Genomic DNA, 18,986 nt, shown 5'->3' with positions numbered 1-18,986 from the left:
GCCCGTACGGTTGCCCTGGTCAACCACCGTTCTGGTTCTGACTCGAGCTCTGGCCGGCCAGGCTGCCGAGGACCCGATCGGGCGGGGCGACGAAGTGTTCCAGCGGCATCCCGTCCAGTGCACCGCGCATCGCGGTCTCCCAGATCGGTCCCGCCGTACCCGAACCGGTCGGGTCGGTGATGTCCTGACCGTCCAGCTGGTGCCCGTTGATCAGGTTCGTGTACGGCGGAGTCGCGTCGGCGACCACCGCCGCGGCGGCGAGGTTCGGGGTGTAGCCGGAGAACCAGACGGCGAGATTCTGGTTGATGGTGCCGGTCTTGCCGGCGAGGTCCCAGTTCCCGAAGGTCAGGTTCCCGCCAGTACCACCGGGTTGCATGACTGCGCTCAGCACCCGGTTGACGCCGTCCGCGACCCACGGTTCGAGGACCTGCTTGCAGGACTGGCCCGGGGTCGCGATCGACTTGCCGGCCTGGTCGGTGATCGAGGTGACGAGTAGCGGCTGGCAGTAGACACCACGGGCCGCGAACGTCGCGTACGCGTTCGACAGCATCAGCGGAGTTACGTAGCCGACTCCGAGGGTGAAGGACACCACCTGGTCGAGCGGCTTCAGGGTCTGCGCGTTGTACATGCCGAGCTTGGCAGCGACCGTCGCGGGCCCGCACAAGCCGGTCTTCTCGGACAGCTGCAGGAAGTAGGTGTTCACCGAGAACCGGGCCGCGTCGACCATAGTGAAGTCACCGCTCCTGGTGGAGTTCCTCGGCTGGTAGTTCAGCACCCGGGTCCGGCCCGTGCAGGTCCGGAACGGGACGCCGCTCAGGTCGATCTGCGGCGGCGAGTTGATCTGGTAGTCGATCGGGATCCCCTGCTGGATCGCCGCGGCGATGGTGAACGCCTTCATCGTCGAGCCGTTCTGGAACCCGCCGTACCCACCGGCGTAGGACTTCTCGACGTTGTAGTTGTACGCCGTCTCGTGCCGGCCCTCGCCGTACGGCGTGCTCTGCACCATCGCCTTGACCAGGCCGGTCCCCGGCTCGACGACGGTGACCGCTGCGATCGTGTTGTCGGTCGGCTTGCTGTGCTGGTCGATCGAGTGCTGCGCGGCGGCCTGGATGCGTGGGTCCAGCGAGGTCCGGATCGTCAGGCCGCCGGTCTTCAGATAGTGGTCGCGCTCCTGGACGGTGTCGCCGAGCGCCGGATTGTCGACCAGCTTGGAGACGACGTACTCGCAGTAGAAGGGGTACGGCGAATTCGCGCAGCCGTTCAGCAGCGGTCGGACCGTGGACAGGTCGATCACCGGTGCCCGAAGTGCCGCGTTCGCCTCGGCGACCGAGATCCGGCCGAGCTGGAGCATCCGCTCGAGCACCGTGTCCCGGCGGTTCCTGGCCTGCACCGGATTGGTCACCGGGTCGTAGCCGCTCGGGTTCTTGACGATGCCGGCCAGCATCGCGGCCTCGGGAAGGGTCAGCTCGGAGGCGTTGACGCCGTAGTAGTGCTGGGCGGCGGCCTGGACGCCGTACGTGCCGTCACCGAAGTTGGCCAGGTTCAGGTACCTGGCGAGGATCTCGTCCTTGGAGTACTGCTGCTCGACCGCGATCGCATACCGCAGCTCGGTCAGCTTGCGCTGGTAGGTGAGCGCGGTCGCGGCGCGTTGCTCGGCCGGGGTGCGGGCGTCCTCGAGCAGGGTCAGTTTCACGTACTGCTGGGTGATGCTGGAGCCGCCCTGGACAGTTCCGTCGGCGCGGTTGCGGATCATCGCCCGCAGCGTGCCCTGGAGATCGAGTGCGCCGTGCTGGTAGAACCGCGAGTCCTCGATCGCGACGATCGCCTGCCGCATCGCCGGGGCGATCTGGTTCAGCCCGACCGGCGCGCGGTTCTCCTCGTACAGATTCGCGATCAAGCTCCCGTCAGCGGCCAGAATCCGGGTCCGCACCTCGGGCGGCTGAGACGTCAACGTCTCCGGCAACGCGTGGAGCGAGTCGGCCACCTGCTCGCTGCCGATCCCCGCCAGGCCGGCAAGCGGCACCAGCAGCCCGGCCATCAGTGCACCGGCCAGCGCACTGACGCCGAAGAACCTCGTCAGCGATCGAACACCCTGCCCGGCAGCGCGCACCTCTCCAAGCTAGTTCGCGATCAAAGACCAGACACGTCGCTCTCAGCGTCCTCTCATCCATCACCGCATCAGTTGCCTCCCGCAACGAATTGGACGCCGATCCGGCCTCGCGACTGGCAGTAGCAGGGCGCTCACCGCCCGCGGAGGCGATGTCGAAATGAGTCTTCTTCGTTTACCGTGGCGGTGGGGGTGGTGGCGTGGGGGCGGACCAGCTGCGGATCAACCTGCTCGGCGAGTTCACGGCGTCGTATGACGGTGCCGTGCTCGATCTGGGTGGGCGGCGGCAGCGCGCCGTACTCGCCGTGCTGGTGCTCGCACGCGGCGAGGTCGTCCCGGCCGAGCGGCTCGCCGACGCGGTCTGGGGAGAGCATGCGCCTGGCAACACCGCCGGCGCCCTGCAGTCCTATGTCTCGCACCTGCGCCGCAGCTTGCAGCCGGGGTCACCGGCTCGCGCGCGGTCCGCGGTCGTCGTCCGCGAGGGTCCCGGGTATGCCGTCCGGCTCCCTTCCGATGCGGTCGACGCCTGGCGGTTCGAGACCCTGCTGCAGAAGGCCACGACCTCCCCTGCGGAGGCGGCGGCCGCGCTGCACGAGGCGCTCGCGCTGTGGCGCGGTCCGGCACTGGCCGAGTACGCCGACGAGCCGTGGGCCGCTGCCGAGATCGCCCGCCTGACCGAGCTGCGATCCGTCGGCCGGGAACGGCTGCTCGCCGCTCGTCTCGATCTCGGGGAGGCGGCCCTCGTCGCTGCCGAGCTCGAGGGGATGGTCGCCGAGGAGCCGTTGCGGGAGGAGCGGTGGCGGCTGCTGGCGCTCGGGTTGTACCGCGCCCATCGGCAGGCCGACGCGCTGGCCGCGTTGCGGCGTGCCCGCGAGACCCTGGCCGACGAGCTCGGCGTCGACCCCGGCCCGGCTCTCCGTGAACTGGAGGCGCAGGTACTTGCGCAGTCGCCCGAACTGGTTCCTGCCAAGCAACCGCGGGAGGAGACGGTGCGGGCAACGGCCCCGGACCGCAACGGTCTCGTCGACCGGGACCGCGAGCTCGCCGCACTCCGGTCGATGCTGGACGGCCTCGCGGGCGGGCAGCCCGGCCTGCTGTTGTTCGAGGGTCCGGCCGGGATCGGAAAGACGCGGCTGCTGGCCGAGGCGCGCAGGCTCGCGGCCGAGCGATCCGTGCGGGTGCTGTCGGCCCGCGGGAGCGCGCTGGAGAGTGCCTTCGCGTTCGGCGTCGTACGCCAGCTGTTCGAGGCGGAAGTCGGCGACCCCGCGCGTCGCGGCGAGCTGCTGCGTGGGGCGGCTGCGGGAGCCGGGGCCGTGTTCGACATCGCCGACGGCGGCCGGGCCGAGGGCTTCGCCGTACTGCACGGCTTGTACTGGCTGGCGGTCAACCTCACGACCGAGGGACCATTGGTACTCGCTGTCGACGATGCGCAGTGGTGTGACGGCGCATCGCTCCGCTTCCTGGCATATCTGGTACGACGGCTCGCCGCGGTACCCGTGCTGGTACTGGCGACCCTGCGCACCGGCGAGCAACACGACCACGAGGACCTCATCGCAGAGCTGGCGCTCGAACCCGAGGCGCTCGTCGTACGGCCGGCGCCACTGTCCACGGAGGCGACGGCGGAGCTGGTGGAGCGACGGCTCGGCGTACGACCCGCACCCTTGTTCGTGACCGCCTGCGAGCGGACGACCGCGGGGAACCCGTTCCTGCTCTGTCAACTGCTCCAGGCTCTTGCGGCTGACGGCGTCCGGCCGGATGCCTCCCACGCCGACCGGGTCGTAGCGGTCGGGTCGCGGGCGGTGTCGAGCCGGGTACTGCTGCAATTGCGCAGACTGCCACCCGACGTCGTGGTCGTCGCGAGAGCTGCCTCCGTTCTCGGCGACGGTGCGGCCCTGCCGGCGGTCGCGGCACTGGCCGGCGTCACTGAGGCCCGTACCGCGGAGGCGCTGGCCGCACTGGCGCGTGCCGAGATCGTCAGGGACGAGCAGCCAGTGACATTCGCGCACCCACTCGTCCGGGACGCGGTGTACCAAGCGCAGCCGGCGGCAGAGCGGGAGCTTTGCCACGAGCGGGCCGCGTCGGTCCTCCGGTCTGTGCGGACGAGTGACGAACTGGTCGCGGCACACCTACTGCTGGCGCCGCCCCGGGGTGACGAGAACGTCGTGACACTGCTCCGTACGGCGGCGCGCGAGGCGGCGGAGCGAGGAGCATCGGAGAGCGCGGTGACCTACCTGCGCAGGGCACTCGTCGAGTCGCCGATGGGCTCGGGGCGAGGTGACGTGGTGCTCGAACTCGGGATGCGCGAAGCGCCAGTGGACGGCGCGGCAGCGGTTGAGCACCTGGTGCAGGCATACCGGCTGCAGGACGACCCGCGCGTCCGCAGCGAGATCGCCATCGCGGCCGCGTCGACCCAAGTGTTCGCGAGTCCGCCCGGAGTCGCGACGACCTTCGCCCGGGAGGCCGCCGCGGCGCTCCCTGACGGGCTGGCCGACCAGCGCCAGGCGCTCGTCGCCATCCAGCGCATTAGTGGGTTCATGCACAGCATCGGCGACGGCTGGCAGACACCCGCGCAGGAGCCGACAGGGCAAGGACCGGGAGCGCGCATGCTGGCCGCCACGGTCGCGCTGGAGGCGGTTCTGGCCGGCAACGACCGGGAACGGGCCATCGCCATGGCGCGTTTCGCACTCGACGGCGACCACCTGATCGCCGTCGACGACGGGCTCTTCTGGGTCAATGCCGCCGCGGTCCGGATCCTCTCCGACGACGACATCGGCGACTTCTGGAGCCGGGCTCGCGCCGCCAGCCACGCGCGCGGGTCGCTGTTCGCAGCTCTGTCCACCAGTCTGTGGGAGGGCTTCTGGCAGTGGCGGCGCGGTGAGCTTCACGAGGCCTTGGCGTGCCTGCGGGCTGCGCTCGACCAGGATCGCCTCTGGGGAGGTACCCGGGTGGGCGAGCCATTCGCCCGCGCCTTCCAGATCGGCTGCCATCTCGATCGGGGCGATCTCGCTGCCGCCCGCCGGGCGGCCGACGCCTTCGCCGACGGTGCCGCGTTCGGCGAAGGCGGTCGCGTCTATCAGCAGGCCGTCGCGCGCCTGCTCGTCGCCGAGGGCCGCTGCGAGGAAGCCCTTGTCGTGCTCGGCGATCCGCAGTCGGCCATCGACGGGATCGCCATCGTCAATCCGGTCTGGAACCCGTGGCGGTCCATCAAGGCCGCAGCTTTGTTCGGGCTCGGACGTACGTCGGAGGCGATCGAGACAGCCGAGGAGGAACTGGCTCTGCTTCGGACCTGGGGCGCACCGAGCTTCCTCGGCAGGGCTTTGTGCATGCTGGGCGAGTTCCGTGGTCGCGCGGGTCTCGACGACCTCGTCGAGGCGGTGGAGCTGCTCTCGTCGACGACCGCCGCGGTCGACCTCGCCCGAGCACAATGTGCGCTCGGCAGCCATCCGGACGTGGGCGACGAGGACGCGATCGCGCTGCTGGAAGCTGCCGGCCGGTTGGCGGAGCAGCGCGGCGCCGGTGCGGTGCGCGAGCGGGCCTTGACCGAACTCGAGCGCCGCGGTCGCCCGATCGAGCCGGGCACCCACGCGGTGCCACGGTTGTCGCGCACCGACCGGCAGATCCTCGACCTGACCGCCGCCGGCCTGGACGTTCACGAAGTCGCGCAACGGCTGTTCGTCACACCGGGAACCGTTCGGGACGTATTGGACGGGGCCGGCGTCACGGCGGAGCCCGGCAGCTCAAGAGTTTCTCAAGTCGGACAGGTGACCATGACGCACGACCAGAGCGGGAGGCTCCAGTGACGGTGCAGCAGAGTCTCCGGGCCGCGAGCCTACGAGGGCTCTGCGGCGGCGCCGTGCAGCTTCCCGGCGACCCGGCGTACGACATGGCGCGCGCACCGTGGAACCTGGTGGTCTCCGACTATCCCGCGGCCGTCGCCTATCCCGCATTCCCCGAGGAGGTCGCCGAGGTCGTCCGCGCCGCCCAGGCCGCCGGCCTGTCAGTCGCGCCGCAGGGCACCGGCCACGGCGCCCCCGCGCTCGGCGGCAGGCTGGCCGATGCCGTACTGCTGCGCACCTCCGCGATGACGGAGCTGAGCATCGACCCCGAGACCCGGATCGCCCGCGTCGGCGCCGGCGTGTTGTGGGGTGATGTGGCGGAGGCGGCCGGGAGGTACGGGCTGGCCACGCTGCATCCGTCCTCCCCCGACGTCGGCGTGGTCGGCTACTCGCTCGGTGGCGGGATCGGATGGTACGCCCGGCGACTCGGTCTGCAGTGCAACTCCGTCACGGCAGTCGAGGTCGTCCTTGCCGACGGCACCTTCGTACGCGCGGCTGCCGACAGTGACCCGGACCTGTTCTGGGCCCTCCGCGGTGGCGGTACGCCGCTCGGGGTCGTGTGTGCGCTCGAGTTCGAACTCCAGCCGATCCAGACCGTCGTCGCCGGGTTCCTCGCCTGGGACGGGACGGCAGTCGACCAGGTCCTGCCCGGGTGGGTCGCCTGGTGCGCGGACGCCCCCGAGCACGTGACGACGTCGTTTCGCCTGGTCGACGTACCCGATCGGGACTCGATGCCGGCCGAGGTCCGGGGGCGGCGGTTGGCCATCATCGACGGTGCCGTGCTGGGCGACGACGCGTTCGCCGACGACGTACTGGCGCCGTTGCGCGGACTCGCTCCGGAACTCGACACGATCGGGCGGGTTCCGGCTGCCGACCTGGTCAGGCTGCACCTCGAGCCCGAGGAGCCGACCCCCGCGTACGCGAGCAGCACGCCGGTGGCCGAGCTTCCCGACGCGGCGATCGCCGCGGTCATCGAGACGGTCGGTCCACGATCGGGCAGCAGCCTCACGGTCGCCGAGTTGCGCCAGCTCGGCGGCGCGCTGTCCCGGCCGGACCCGGACGGCGGCATCCTGGCGGCCCTCGACGGCGCCTTCCTGGCACTGGGTGTCGGCCTGGGGTTCGAACCCGACGACTGGCCCCGGCAGCGCGCCGACGCAGAGCGGTTCCTGGCCGCGGTGGCCCCCTGGTCGACCGGAGGCACCTATCTGCCGATGCTCGACGACAGCAGCGACACGCGCAAAGCCTTCCCGCCGGACGTCCACGCCCGGCTGACCGCGATCCGTCGCAGGGTCGATCCAGACGGGCTCTTCATGGCACCGCATCAGACTTGAGCCGGCGCCTCAAGCCGGTCACAAGTCGCCGTCAAGTGCTTCGCGACACCGTCGGTCTGTCATCACAGCAACGACAGACCGAACAGGAGAAGTTCGATGACGATCGCTCTTGACCGCGCCACCATCCGGCCGCACACCTCCCTCGAGGAGCTTCGCAGTCGCCTGACCGGCGAGGTCCACACGCCCGACGACGAGCAGTACGCCGCGCTGTCCACACCGTGGCTCCTCGCCGTACCCATGCGGCCGGCCGCGGTTGTCGCCGTACGCACTGCCGAGGACGTGGTCGCCACCGTCCGCTTCGCCCGGGAACACGGCTACACCGTCGGCGTCCAGGCCACCGGCCACGGGGCCGACAGCTCGTACGCCGGACACCTGCTCGTGGTGACCAAGGGCCTGGACGAGGTCACGGTTCACCCTGAGGGCTGGGCTCGCGTCGGAGCCGGCGTCAAGTGGCTCCCGGTGATCCGAGCGGCCGCGCGATACGGGCTGGCTCCGCTCAACGGGTCCACCAGCGACGTCGGCGTGGTCGGGTACACGACCGGTGGCGGCGTCGGCCCGATGGCCCGCACGTACGGTCTCGCCGCGGACAAGGTGCGCGCGTTCGAGGTCGTCACCGGTGACGGCGAGTTCCGTCGCGTCACGCCGACCGAGCACCCGGATCTGTTCTTCGCCCTCAGGGGCGGCAAGGGCGCGACCGCGATCGTGACGGCGGTGGAGTTCGACCTGGTGCACTTGCCGACGTTCTACGGCGGCGCGGTGTACTTCGACGGCGCCGACTCCGCACGCGTCATCGAGCGGTGGCGAGACTGGTCGGAGGAGCTTCCCGAGCAGGCGACGACGTCGTTCGTGCTCTTCCAGCTGCCCGACATGCCCGGCGTTCCGCCGGCCCTTGCGGGCCGCATGACCCTCGGTGTTCGCTTCCTCTGGACCGCTGCCGCGGACGAGGGCCGCGAACTGCTGGACCAGATCCGCTCCGTCGCTCCGGTGATCCTCGACGACGCTGACGTGAAGCCGTACCTGGACGTCGACTCGGTCCACGCCGACCCGGTCGACCCGATGCCCGTCGTCGACCCGGCCATGCTGCTGACCGAGTTCACCGACGTGACCGCGAAGCGGCTGCTCGACGTGGCCGGATACGAGTCGGGATCGCCGCAGCTGATGGTCGAGGTCCGCCAGCTGGGTGGCGCCTACGCCCGGGATGCCGAGCACCCGAACGCCTTCTCGCACCGCTCCGCCGGCTTCAGCGTGCTCGCCGTGGGCATCGCGGAAGACCCCCGCGTGCTGCCGCACTGGGACCGCCTCTACGCTGCGCTGTCCGAATGGGACACCGGCGGTGTCTGGCCGAACTTCGGACCTCCCCACGACGCCCGGACGGCGCGCCGCGCGTACGACGAGGAAACACTTCAGCGGATCGCCGAGGTGAGCCGGAAGTACGACCCGGACGGTGTCCTGCAGATCGGTGAGTACGCCCGCGCGATCGCCGGCTGACACTCACACAGCACGAAGCGCGCGGCGGAGTCCACCCTCCGCCGCGCGCGAACTGCCGCGTGAGGGAGGGACCAGATCTGAATCTGGGTCGAGAACTGATCCTTGGGTTCATCTCGTGGCGGGGCGATCGCTCGTAGTTTGGCGGGACAGGTGATGGTCGTTCGGACGCGGGAGGTGTCAGTGAGCCGGATCCTGGTTGCCGATCGACCGTCGCCGATGGTTGACGCGGTCAGAGCTGCGATCTCGGGGGAATCGGACCTGGAGCTCGACCTCGCGTTCGGCACCGACGTGGAGTTGATGCTGTGCGTGGCCGAGGTCGGGGCCGATCTCGTGGTCGTTTCGATGTCGGATCGCACCGCTCCCCCGCTCGTCGAGCGGCTGCTCGACGAGCATCCGGGGCTCACAGTCGTCGCGCTCGACGTGAATCGAGCCGAGGCCTTGGTCCAGACGGTGGCAGCCGATGCGGATCTGATCGAGCACCTGTCCGGCCGGCGATTGGCCGACGTACTCCGATCCGCGACGAGGTGACCAGTAGTGCCGCAGAAGGGAAGAGGGAATGCCTGACACCAGCTACCCCTATCTACGCGATGCGCTCGACGATCGGTTCTCCGGCCTGACCGATGCCGAGCTGGACTCGGTGTTCTCGACGGCCTTCGGAGACGACGTCACACCGCTCGAGTACGAGGAGTTCTTCTCCGGCCTGGGCAAGGCCTTCTCGAACTTCGCGCAGCAGGCCGCGCCCGTCGCCGCGACCGCGTTGCAGGGCGGCCTCGAAGGCGGAATGCAAGGCATGAAATACGGCCCGTACGGCGCTCTCGTGGGAGCGCTGGCCGGCGGTACGGGCGCTGCCCTGCAGAAACACACGACGGGAACCGGTCGAGACGTCGGGTCCGTCATCAGCGGCGTCGTGAACATTGCCGGTGGAGGTGGACTTCCCGGAGCCGGGAAGCCGCCCGGTCCGCCCCCGACCTCGGCCCCGGCCACTCCTGCTCCGGCCACTCCTGCTCCGGCGACCGACCAACTGTTGAGGCTCCTCGGCAGACCGGAGATGGTGCAGGCGCTCGCGGCGCTCCTCGGCGGCCAGAACGCCGCCATCCCGGCTGGGCCGTCAGGCACCCCCGTACCGGCCAACGCCTATGCCGGACTCCTGTCGGCCCTGGCCCGGGAGTCGGAGGCCGAGGCCGCGAGTTGGGACGAGGCGACGAGTTGGGACGAAGCCACGAGCTGGGACGAGGCCGTCGTCGTACCGGGCTACTTGTTCGACTCGGATGGTGAATTGGTCGCGGATCCCGACGACCCCTACCAGCGTTCGCAACGCGTGCTGGAGCTGCTGGCCGGATCCCCCCGTGAAGACGACGAAGCCTTCGAGGAGGACTTCCCCGAGGACCTCGATGCCTACGACGAGTACGACGTCGTCCTGAGGTGAGTGTGATGGTCGCAACCGACGTCCTGGAACTGCTCAAGCAGCAACTCGCCAGCGGACAGAGCCTGGAACAGACCGTCAAGGAGTTGGCCCAGGCGGATCCCGAGCTGGCGCCTGTGGTCCAGCTGATCTCCCAGCGCGAGACGGAGATGCAACAGGGCCTCGAACAGGAGGAACTGCAGGCCGAACAGGACGAACGGGATCTCGAGGAAGAAGCCGAGCGTCGAGAGCAGGTCGCGGCGGTCCGGGTCCAGTTCGACGAGCTCACCGCCGAGCTGCGGGCGTTGCGTAGCCGTTGCCTGGAACTGGCCAGTGCGTTGGGTGCGTGCCCGGCGTGCTTCGGCGACGACCAGGACTGCAGTTGGTGCCGGGGCCGCGGCCGGCCGGGCTTCATGCCTGCGGAGCCGAGTCTGTTCGAACGGCTCGTCATACCCGCGGTCAAGTTGCAGGTTCGCCTGCAAGGTCGACCATCCGCCGCGGTGGACCGCGGCAGCACCGATGAGAGGGGTGCTCAGTGAACGGATACACAGAAGACCTGGACTCGTTGCTCGAAAGCCTGGACTACGAGGCGTTCGAGGAGGCGACTCCGGCCCGCCGTACCCTCGTGCGGACGCCGGCCCGCCAGAGCAGCTTCGTGCCACGTCAGACAACCACGCCTGCCAGCCAGACCCAGGTGCAGAGCGCGGCCCGCAATCTCGACAGCAAGATCGAAACCCTCAGTACGGCGGTTACCGCGCTGGAGAATCGGACCAACATCCTGTCCACGGGTCAGGATCGCCAGGTGGCGCTGGTACGGCGGGAAGTGGCCGACCGCCGGAAGTCGACGGATGCCATCCGCTCGGACCTTCAGCAGACCAAGATGCTGGCGGTCCTGCTTCCGCTGTTGACGCAGGAGTCGATCGCGGCGACGGACGACAGTGGAAACAGCGTCCGGGTGCTCACCCAGTCGTCGAACCAGTTGGGCATTCTCCTGCCTTTGCTGCTCCTGATGCCGGGGTACGGCGGCGGTGGCGACAGCAAGGGCGGATTCATGGGTGGCGGCGACTCCAGCATGATGCTGTTGCTGCTGTTCGTGCTGCTCGGCCGGAAGTAGGGAGGCACGGCCATGACGGTGACGAGCCTCGTGATCGGCGGCGGTGCGGGCGGCGGACTGGTCGGCGTACCCAACGTCCAAGGCCTGCCGCAGGCCGACGCCGAAGCCAAGCTGCGTGACTTCGAGCTGGTTCCCAAGGTCCAGACCATCGAGGCCGAAGGGACCGAGGGCACGGTCTTCAGCCAGAACCCGGCGGCCGGCACCGCGCGACCCAAGAAGACTGTCGTCACGCTGCTGATCATCAAGGCACCGGTCATCCCGCCGAACCTCGATCAGCAGCTGACCGACATCGAGAACGCTGTCGCGGACGTCGGTACGTCGGTCGGCCAAGTGGCAACCGCCGTTGCAGACGTGGGCGCCCAGGTGACCGGGGTCGACGGGAAACTCGACAGCATCGTCGCCGCCTTGAGCGACCTCGGCACCAAGGCGGACACCATCGGCACGAAGATCGACGGTATCGACGCCAAGCTCGACGGGGTCAGTGCAAAGGTCGACGGGGTCAGCGCGAAGGTCGACGGACTCGACAGCAAGCTGGATGGCGTCGCGGGCGGCGTGGACGGTCTGGTGACCACAGCCGGCGAGATCGCCACCGCTGTCGCCGCTGTGGAGACCGACACGGCAGCGGAGACAAGGCTCCAGACGATCATCGACAAACTCGACGAGGAACCGGTGGTCCGTCAGGGCGCGGGGACGTCCAAGCGGTCCGCCACGAGCCGGGGCGGATCGCGCGGGTGATCCCCGATGGATCCCGCACTCCAGGAGCTCATCCGCGCTGGGGAGCCGGAGGACGAGGTCGCGGTCCTTCTCCGCCTCCGGCACCCCGGCGACTCACCCGTCTCCGCTCGCATCGTCAGCCGCTTCGGTGACATCGCCACCGCACGAGTAGCCCGTAGCGCGATCCCCGACCTGCGAGCCGATACTGTCGTCGCCAGCGTCAAGGCCCCTCGGGTCTACGCGCCGGATCTCGAGCCCGCGACCATCGAGGAGCCGGCCGAGCCACACGACGACCGGTCCACCGAACTGGACGCAACCGGTCGCGACGTGGTGGTCGCGCTCATCGACTGGGGTCTCGATGTCACGCATCCCGACTTCAGGAATCCCGACGGGTCGACGCGAGTACTCGCACTCTGGGATCAGCGGCCGACGGCCGAGAGCACGGCGGTGAAGTACGGCTACGGACGGATCCTCGACGCGGCCGCCATCGACCATGCACTCGAGAGCGACGATCCTGTTCGGACACTCGGGTACGACGCCGCGGACTTCGACTCCGGAAGCGGTGCGCACGGGACCCACACGGCGAGCATCGCCGCCGGGAACGGGCGCGGCGGAGGCCCGGTGGGCATGGCGCGGGAGGCTGACCTCATCTTCGTCAACCTCGGTCGCCGTCCGGCCACCGCCGAGGTCCCTCTGGGTGACTCGGTGGAACTGCTGGAGGCTCTGGACTTCATCGTGGAGATCGCCCAGCAACGGCCGTGCGTCATCAACCTCAGCCTCGGGCGGCACGCCGGCGAACACACCGGCCACTCGCTCGTCGAGCTGGCCATGGACCAACTCGTCTCGTCGAGATCCGGTCTGGCGATCATCGCGAGCGGCGGCAACTACTTCGGCCGCCGGACGCACGCGGCGTGGCGGCTGCGGCCCGGCTCGGTACGGCGCTTCCGCATCGAAGCGCAGCCGGGAGACCTCACCGTCAACCAGGTCGACATCTGGTACCCCGGACGAGATCGCCTCGGCGTCGAGGTCGCGCCGGGGACAGGCCCGGCGTCCGTCGTCCCGCTCGGCTCGAACGGCACGGTGACGGTCGACGGGCGCAAGGCAGCGCGGATCTACCACCGCGCGTGCGACCCCAACAACGGCGACAACCAGATCAGCGTCTTCGTGGACCCCGGCGTATCGACCGGCGGGTGGGAGATCACCTTGACCGGACAGGACATCGTGGACGGTCGCGTCCATGCGTGGATCGAACGCGATACCGCCTGCCCGCCCTGTCAGGCCCACCTCGACGACGACCAGGCCAACCCCCGGACGACGACCGGGACGATCTGCAACGGCTACCGCACCATCACGGTCGGCGCCTACAACGCTCACCGGCAGGACCGGCCGATCGGCGACTTCAGCAGCTCGGGTCCCACCCGCGACGGTCGGCAGAAACCCGACCTCGTCGCGCCTGGGGTGCTCGTGCTCGGAGCCCGGTCCGGCACGAGCGACGACGACGTACCCCGCTACGTCCGGATGAGCGGCACCAGCATGGCGGCACCGGCGGTGACCGGGACGATCGCGTTGATGTTCGAGGTGGCCGATCGGCCGCTCCCGATCGACGAGACCCGCCGTGCGCTGCTGTCCAGCTGCGATCTGCCTCCACCGGGTGCAGACCTGTTCCGGCTCGGCAGTGGATACCTCAACCCGCGCCGCGCGCTCGAGGCAGTGCGTGAGTCACGTTCCGAGGAGGAAGCGGTGTCAGATCTACCTGCGGAGGTCGTCTTCGAACCACCACCGTCACCCGATCTCTCTGCGTCAGAAGCGGTTGCCGCCGGCTGCCTGCCCGCCACCAAGGTCGCCGTCATCGGGGCCGGCTTCGCCGGTCTGATGGCCGCCTGGACTCTCGAGACAGGTGGCACAAAGGTCACCGTCTTCGAGGCCACCGGTCGGCTGGGTGGGCGGGTGCGCACCGATCCGACGCTCGCCGCCGGAAAGATCGCCGAGGCGGGCGCGGAGCTGATCGGGGAGAATCACCCGACCTGGTTCCAGCTCGCCCGGCGCTTCGGTCTCGAACTGGAGAAGGTGAGCAAGGAAGCCGACTACGAACGGCGCGGTCTCAAGGTCAGGGTCCGGTTGGGCACGAAGGATCTGACCGATGCCGAGCTCGCTGAGGTCGAAGAGAAACTGCTGCGCGTCCGTACGACGATCGCTCGCGAGGCCGCGACAGTCGACCCGCTCCGCCCCTGGACGTCGCCCAACGCCGCCGTCCTCGATCGCAAATCACTGGCGCAGCGTCTCGACGAACCCGATCTGTTCGGCCCCGTTTCCACTACTCCCCGCAAGTACTTCGAGTTCGTCACGGAGGACGACCAGTGCGCTCCGGTGTCCCGGCAGAGTTACCTCGGCTACCTGGCGGCTGTTCGCGCCCACATGCTGCCCGGCGATCCACTCGCCTACTGGACCCGCATCGAGACCCACCGGTGCAAGGGTGGCAACGAGCAACTCGCGACCCATCTGGCCAAGACCCTGCGGGACGTCCGGCTGAATACCCCCGTCACGTCGGTGGAGATCGGCTCCCGATCGGTCCGGGTCGGCTTCGGCACGCCGGCAGCCTCGGCGGAGTTCGACTACGTCATCCTCACGACCGCGCCGATGGTCTGGCCCCGCATCCTCGCCGGTACGCCGTTCCGCGCCGCCGACTACACCATCAGCCACGGCCCCTGCGTCAAGTTCCTCAGTGGCGTCTCACGCCCGTTCTGGGAAGACAAACACCTCGCACCGCACGCACTCTGGGACCACCTCGGCAGTGTCTGGGAGGGCACCGACCACCAGACCAGCGGGCCGGCCGCCTGCCTGTCCGTGTATTCCGGCGGCGGTTTCGTCCTCGACGCGCGGCGCTATCAGGAACGGCTCGAGACCTTCTACCCCGGGTACGCCGCTCAGCGACCGAAGACCGTCTTCGCCGACTGGCCGTCGGAACCGTGGGTCTGCACCGGCTACTCGATCCCCGCACCCGGCGAGGTCACCACGATTGCGCCGAACCTCACCAAGCCGTTCCAGGGCCGGTTGTTCTTCGCCGGAGAGCAGGCATCGCCCGGCTTCTACGGCTATATGGAGGGCGCGCTCAGTTCCGGCGTACTCGCGGCCTACCGAGTCGTCGGCGCGGTGACTGCCGCCTGCCGCAGCTCCGAGACGGTGGCCGAGGGCAACGACCTTGAGCAGGCCGGCGAGTGGTGGTGGCAACACGTCCTGCACGACGCCGGGCTGTCCGCGCGACCGCAGCTCGCCGCGACGACCCTCTTCGACCTGTTCGTCTCCGGTGCTGGGCCCGCGCAACTGCTCCCCCGCTTCGACCTGATCGCCGGCCCGAAGGCTCCCCTCAGCCCTCTGCGCCCTGGCGATCTCGTCGTGAGCCGTGGTCGTGGCAGCCCCTTCGGCACTGTCGCAGTCATCGCCACCGGCGATCTGCGCCACCGCGGTCAGCTTCACGCCGCCGGCTACCGCACGGACTCACCGCTCCCCGGGCTCTACGTCCACGTGCTCGATCCCCAGTCCCATCCGTGGTCTCACCGCTACGCTCGTCGGGTCGCTGACCAGCAAGGCGTCGTACCCGGACACATGCTCGTCCTCCGCCCAACGACGACGGACCCGCCCACCGAGACCGTCAAAGGCCCCTGCCCCGACGTAGTGGTCGCGCCCGCGAGCAGGCCGACCGTGCTGCGATTCGGCTCGCAGCACTCTGCCGTCCGGGAGATCCAGCGGAAGCTCAACGCCTTCCACGCGTACCGGCTGGCTGCCGGACAGACCGGCCTCGCCGAGTCGCCGCTCGAGGAGGACTGCCAGTACGGCGTACACACGCGCGCGGCCGTCGAGTCGTTCCAGCGACTGGCGTTTCCGGCGACACCGGTTGAGGTCGACGGCAAGGTCGGGACCCGGACCTGGGCACAGCTCGACGCGATCGTCGTCGGCCCGGCAGGTACGGCGCAAGTCGTCGTCGAGGGACTGTGGTTCGCCGGACCGAGCGGCGCAGGCACACCCCTGCGCTGGGACGAGGTTCTCGGTCTGGACACCCGGACCGTCGACGTACTCGCGACGGCCTCCGGACTGCCGGCCGCGACGATGCCACCGGAGATCACGGTAGAACTCAAGAGCCGGCCGCCGAACCGCGAAGCAGGTGCTGGGACCGTGGCCACGCCCGTCTCCTGGACGATCCCACTGGAAGGCCCGGACCCGGCGAATCCCAGCAGGCTGCGGTACCGAGGCAGCCGAACTGTCAGCTCACTCGGACCACTCCTGGCCGTTGACTCCAGCATGACCGAGGTGACGACCGTGGTCCGGGCCGGCGGGACCAGCGACGCTGCCTTCCGTTCCGCGTTGGGCGCGACCGTCCGGGGCATCGCGACGCAACCTCAGACGTTGGGAACGTCGACCGGCGACGAAACCCGCGAGGTGCCGGACGCGAGGGCCCTCTTCCGAGCGGGCGGCGTGGAGGTCCTCGAGCTGACCGTTCGTCCCCGCACCACCTGGCAGACCGGGCGCCCCGTCCGCCGCCTCGTCCGCAGCCCGGCGGACATCTTCTACTACTCGGGCCACGGCCTGTCCGCGAGCGGAATGCTTGCCATCGAGACCACCGGCGCCGCCTGCGGATCGAGCGGCACGTACGTGGACTGGCTCGGACCGACCGAGCTCGCCGCCGCCTGGCCGGCGAGCCTGGATCTCGACCTACTGATCATCGCGGGGTGCTCGGTCCTACGGATCGACACCTCGAAGTCGCCACCGACCGGGCCAGGCCTCGCGTGGAGCCGGCTGCTGAACTCGCGGGGCGGACCGCTCATCGCACTGCTCGGCTACCAGGGCCAGGCGCCGTGCGACAGCCCCAACGGAGACGCGGTCGCCGCAGCCATGGCGGCCAAGCTGAAGAGTGGGTCGGCGGACTACGTGCGCGACTGGCTCACCGTGAACGGTGACAGCAACGCCAACAACGCCATCGCGATGGACAGCCGCGGCCTGTGGACGATCGAGACGACTTTGACCGGCGGCTACAACATCCGCGGTCCCCTCGCGCTGTCGGGCAGCGCTGAGTCGGTCGGCGAAGACCTCGCCGAAAACCCTGACTGGTCTGCGGTTCAGTCGTCGGCCGAGGCGAAGCTGCCGGCCCGCATCGGCGCGCAGGCACCCCAGGCGTGGGAAGGCCTGGCACCGATCGCTCCCAGGTCGGCCGCCACCTGTGCGGGCGGGCTGAAGAACCTCGGGACCCTGCTGCTCGTGCACGACGCCGAGACCGAGATCGACCTACGCGACTACGGCGGCTACACCGACGCGGACACCTGGATTCTGGTCCACACCGTGAGCGATCTGGTCGAGGCGATCCGTGCGCACGTCGGGACCTGCGGCTACCTCACCGGCATCCATATCGAGGCGCACGGTGGCTGGTCGGGCAGCGGGGGGTTCCGGCTCGGCAACGACACCGACGGCGACGGGCACATCGAGTCCGGCGAAGCCAACGACATGGTGTCGACCACGAGCCAGGCGACGAAGTTCGGGACGATCATCAAGAACGCTCTCGGCCCCGGTCCGTCCTTCGTCTCGATCGCGGCCTGCTCGTCAGCGGGACCCGCCGACATCTTCATCAAGGCGGTGCAGGCCGCGACCGGCGGCATCGTGATCGGATCGGTCGACTCGTGCCGCTCCGGAGGAAACTGGTGGCACAAGGCCTGGTGGGAAGCCGAGAAGGGACGCAGCCAGGTCAACCGCGACGGCTCGATCAGATTCGACAGCACCGACGAAGGCCGCGGTATCTGGCGGCCGTTCTGAGAACAGGTGGATCACGACATGCCCGAACGATTGACCAACTTGCGGACGCGGATCGTCCACCAGGAAAAGGCGACCGTGCAGGCCCTGCTCGGACGGCCGGCCAAGATCGGCTACTGGACCACGACGAGGCCGCCGCAGAACGCGAGTACGGCGATGCTCACGGAGTTCCGCGCTCGTACCCTCGACGAGATCTGGATCTACCCGACCGGACGAGTCCACTTCACTCTCGACGGCCGCGCGGCCAAGGTCGACGACAAGACGGCGTACGACCTGCCTCCCGCACCGAACATCGTCTGATCCAGCGGCCGGGCTAAATCGAAAGATCCGGGCCTTCCAGGTTTGGGCCTCCCGCGACCGGCCCCGGTGTAGCACTCTGTAGGAGGGGAGAATTCGCCGCGTTAGGAGTGCGGCCGAATCGCGGGGCGCGACCCGGAACGTCGTACGTCGGGGAGGGGTCCATGACACAAACAGTGGTGGATGTGACGACAGGCCGCGCGGCAACGGGAGGGCTTCGCGACACCAGACCACTCGTCATCACGATCATCGGTCCGGTTCGGGTTCATCGTGAGAATCTCGCGACGGCCCTGGGCCAGATCGCCGGGATCGACGTCATCGGTACGGCGCCGACCTTCCCGGGCACCACGTCACGGGATCCCGTGAACCCCGACATCATCCTCGTGGACGTGTCCGGCGAGTGCGGAACCCAACTCATTCCCGCACTGCCGGCAAGCCGTCCCGGCGCACGCCTGGTCGCGCTGGGAACGCCGGAGGACGACGAGTCGATCATCGCCTGCGTGGCGGCCGGGGTCGCCGGGTTTCGTCGCCCGGGAGGGAACGCTTCGCGACATCGTCACGACAGCGCGAGCCGTCGCCCGGGGCGACTCGGCCTGCCCGCCGAGGGTCACCGCCGCCATGCTTCGCCGGATCGGGTCCTCCGGCCGATCGCCGCATGACCAGTTCAGCGCGACCCAACTGACCGCCCGGGAACGCGAGATCCTCGGCCTGATCGACGACGGCCTGTCCAACAAGGAGATCGCCGGCCGTCTGTGCATCGAGCTGAGCACGGTCAAGAATCACGTCCACAACATCCTCGCCAAACTCGGCGCCCGCCGCCGCACCGAAGCCGCCGCCAAGGCCCGCTCCCGCCTCCTCTTAGGCGCCGCAATGCAACGAACCTGAGGGGCCTCGAGACATT

At 69.4% G+C, this 18,986-nt stretch carries 13 protein-coding genes; 12 read left to right on the top strand and 1 reads right to left on the bottom strand.

The annotated features are described in order from the left end of the window. Positions 1 to 19: 19 nt before the first annotated feature. Positions 20 to 2,110 (bottom strand): transglycosylase domain-containing protein, encoded by a 2,091-nt coding sequence (locus tag OG876_RS32435; RefSeq protein ID WP_328520486.1) that lies wholly within the window; start codon positions 2,108 to 2,110, stop codon positions 20 to 22. Between the two features lie 197 nt (positions 2,111 to 2,307). On the opposite strand from OG876_RS32435, the gene OG876_RS32430 reads away from it, so the two are divergent. From OG876_RS32430 to OG876_RS32375, 12 genes are all read left to right on the top strand, one after another. Next, entirely contained in the window at positions 2,308 to 5,907 is a 3,600-nt protein-coding gene (locus OG876_RS32430) for a BTAD domain-containing putative transcriptional regulator (RefSeq protein WP_328520485.1), read from the top strand. Further along, entirely contained in the window at positions 5,904 to 7,274 is a 1,371-nt protein-coding gene (locus tag OG876_RS32425; RefSeq protein WP_328520484.1) for an FAD-binding oxidoreductase, read from the top strand. Before OG876_RS32430 ends, OG876_RS32425 begins: the two co-directional genes overlap by 4 nt. A gap of 96 nt (positions 7,275 to 7,370) precedes the next feature. Next, positions 7,371 to 8,762, top strand: a complete 1,392-nt coding sequence (locus OG876_RS32420; protein ID WP_328520483.1) for an FAD-binding oxidoreductase — start codon at positions 7,371 to 7,373, stop codon at positions 8,760 to 8,762. A 180-nt stretch (positions 8,763 to 8,942) separates the two neighbouring features. Continuing rightward, a complete protein-coding gene (locus OG876_RS32415) occupies positions 8,943 to 9,290 on the top strand; it encodes a hypothetical protein (protein WP_328520482.1) in 348 nt (115 codons plus the stop codon). Between the two features lie 28 nt (positions 9,291 to 9,318). Beyond that, positions 9,319 to 10,188, top strand: coding sequence for a hypothetical protein (locus tag OG876_RS32410; protein WP_328520481.1), 870 nt, complete (start codon positions 9,319 to 9,321; stop codon positions 10,186 to 10,188). 5 nt (positions 10,189 to 10,193) lie between these two features. After that, entirely contained in the window at positions 10,194 to 10,703 is a 510-nt protein-coding gene (locus OG876_RS32405; protein WP_328520480.1) for a hypothetical protein, read from the top strand. Beyond that, positions 10,700 to 11,278: a hypothetical protein gene (locus OG876_RS32400; RefSeq protein ID WP_328520479.1), complete on the top strand. Its 579-nt coding sequence runs from the start codon at positions 10,700 to 10,702 to the stop codon at positions 11,276 to 11,278. The genes OG876_RS32405 and OG876_RS32400 overlap by 4 nt, the downstream gene beginning before the upstream one ends. Before the next feature lie 12 nt (positions 11,279 to 11,290). Further along, positions 11,291 to 12,013, top strand: a complete 723-nt coding sequence (locus OG876_RS32395) for a PASTA domain-containing protein (protein ID WP_328520478.1) — start codon at positions 11,291 to 11,293, stop codon at positions 12,011 to 12,013. Between the two features lie 6 nt (positions 12,014 to 12,019). Continuing rightward, positions 12,020 to 17,791, top strand: coding sequence for an FAD-dependent oxidoreductase (locus OG876_RS32390; RefSeq protein WP_328520477.1), 5,772 nt, complete (start codon positions 12,020 to 12,022; stop codon positions 17,789 to 17,791). 18 nt (positions 17,792 to 17,809) lie between these two features. Then, the gene (locus tag OG876_RS32385) at positions 17,810 to 18,088 is read left to right on the top strand and encodes a hypothetical protein (RefSeq protein ID WP_328520476.1); all 279 of its coding nucleotides are present in this window, start codon (positions 17,810 to 17,812) and stop codon (positions 18,086 to 18,088) included. A gap of 161 nt (positions 18,089 to 18,249) precedes the next feature. Then, complete coding sequence (locus OG876_RS32380; RefSeq protein WP_328520475.1) at positions 18,250 to 18,744, top strand: hypothetical protein; 495 nt, start codon at positions 18,250 to 18,252, stop codon at positions 18,742 to 18,744. After that, on the top strand, positions 18,704 to 18,970 hold the full coding sequence (locus tag OG876_RS32375; protein WP_328520474.1) for a response regulator transcription factor: 267 nt from the start codon (positions 18,704 to 18,706) through the stop codon (positions 18,968 to 18,970). The genes OG876_RS32380 and OG876_RS32375 overlap by 41 nt, the downstream gene beginning before the upstream one ends. The last annotated feature ends 16 nt before the right edge of the window (positions 18,971 to 18,986 follow it).

Source organism: Kribbella sp. NBC_00359 (genome assembly GCF_036097425.1).
Classification (GTDB): domain Bacteria; phylum Actinomycetota; class Actinomycetes; order Propionibacteriales; family Kribbellaceae; genus Kribbella.
This window is presented reverse-complemented; position numbering and strand designations above follow the sequence as displayed.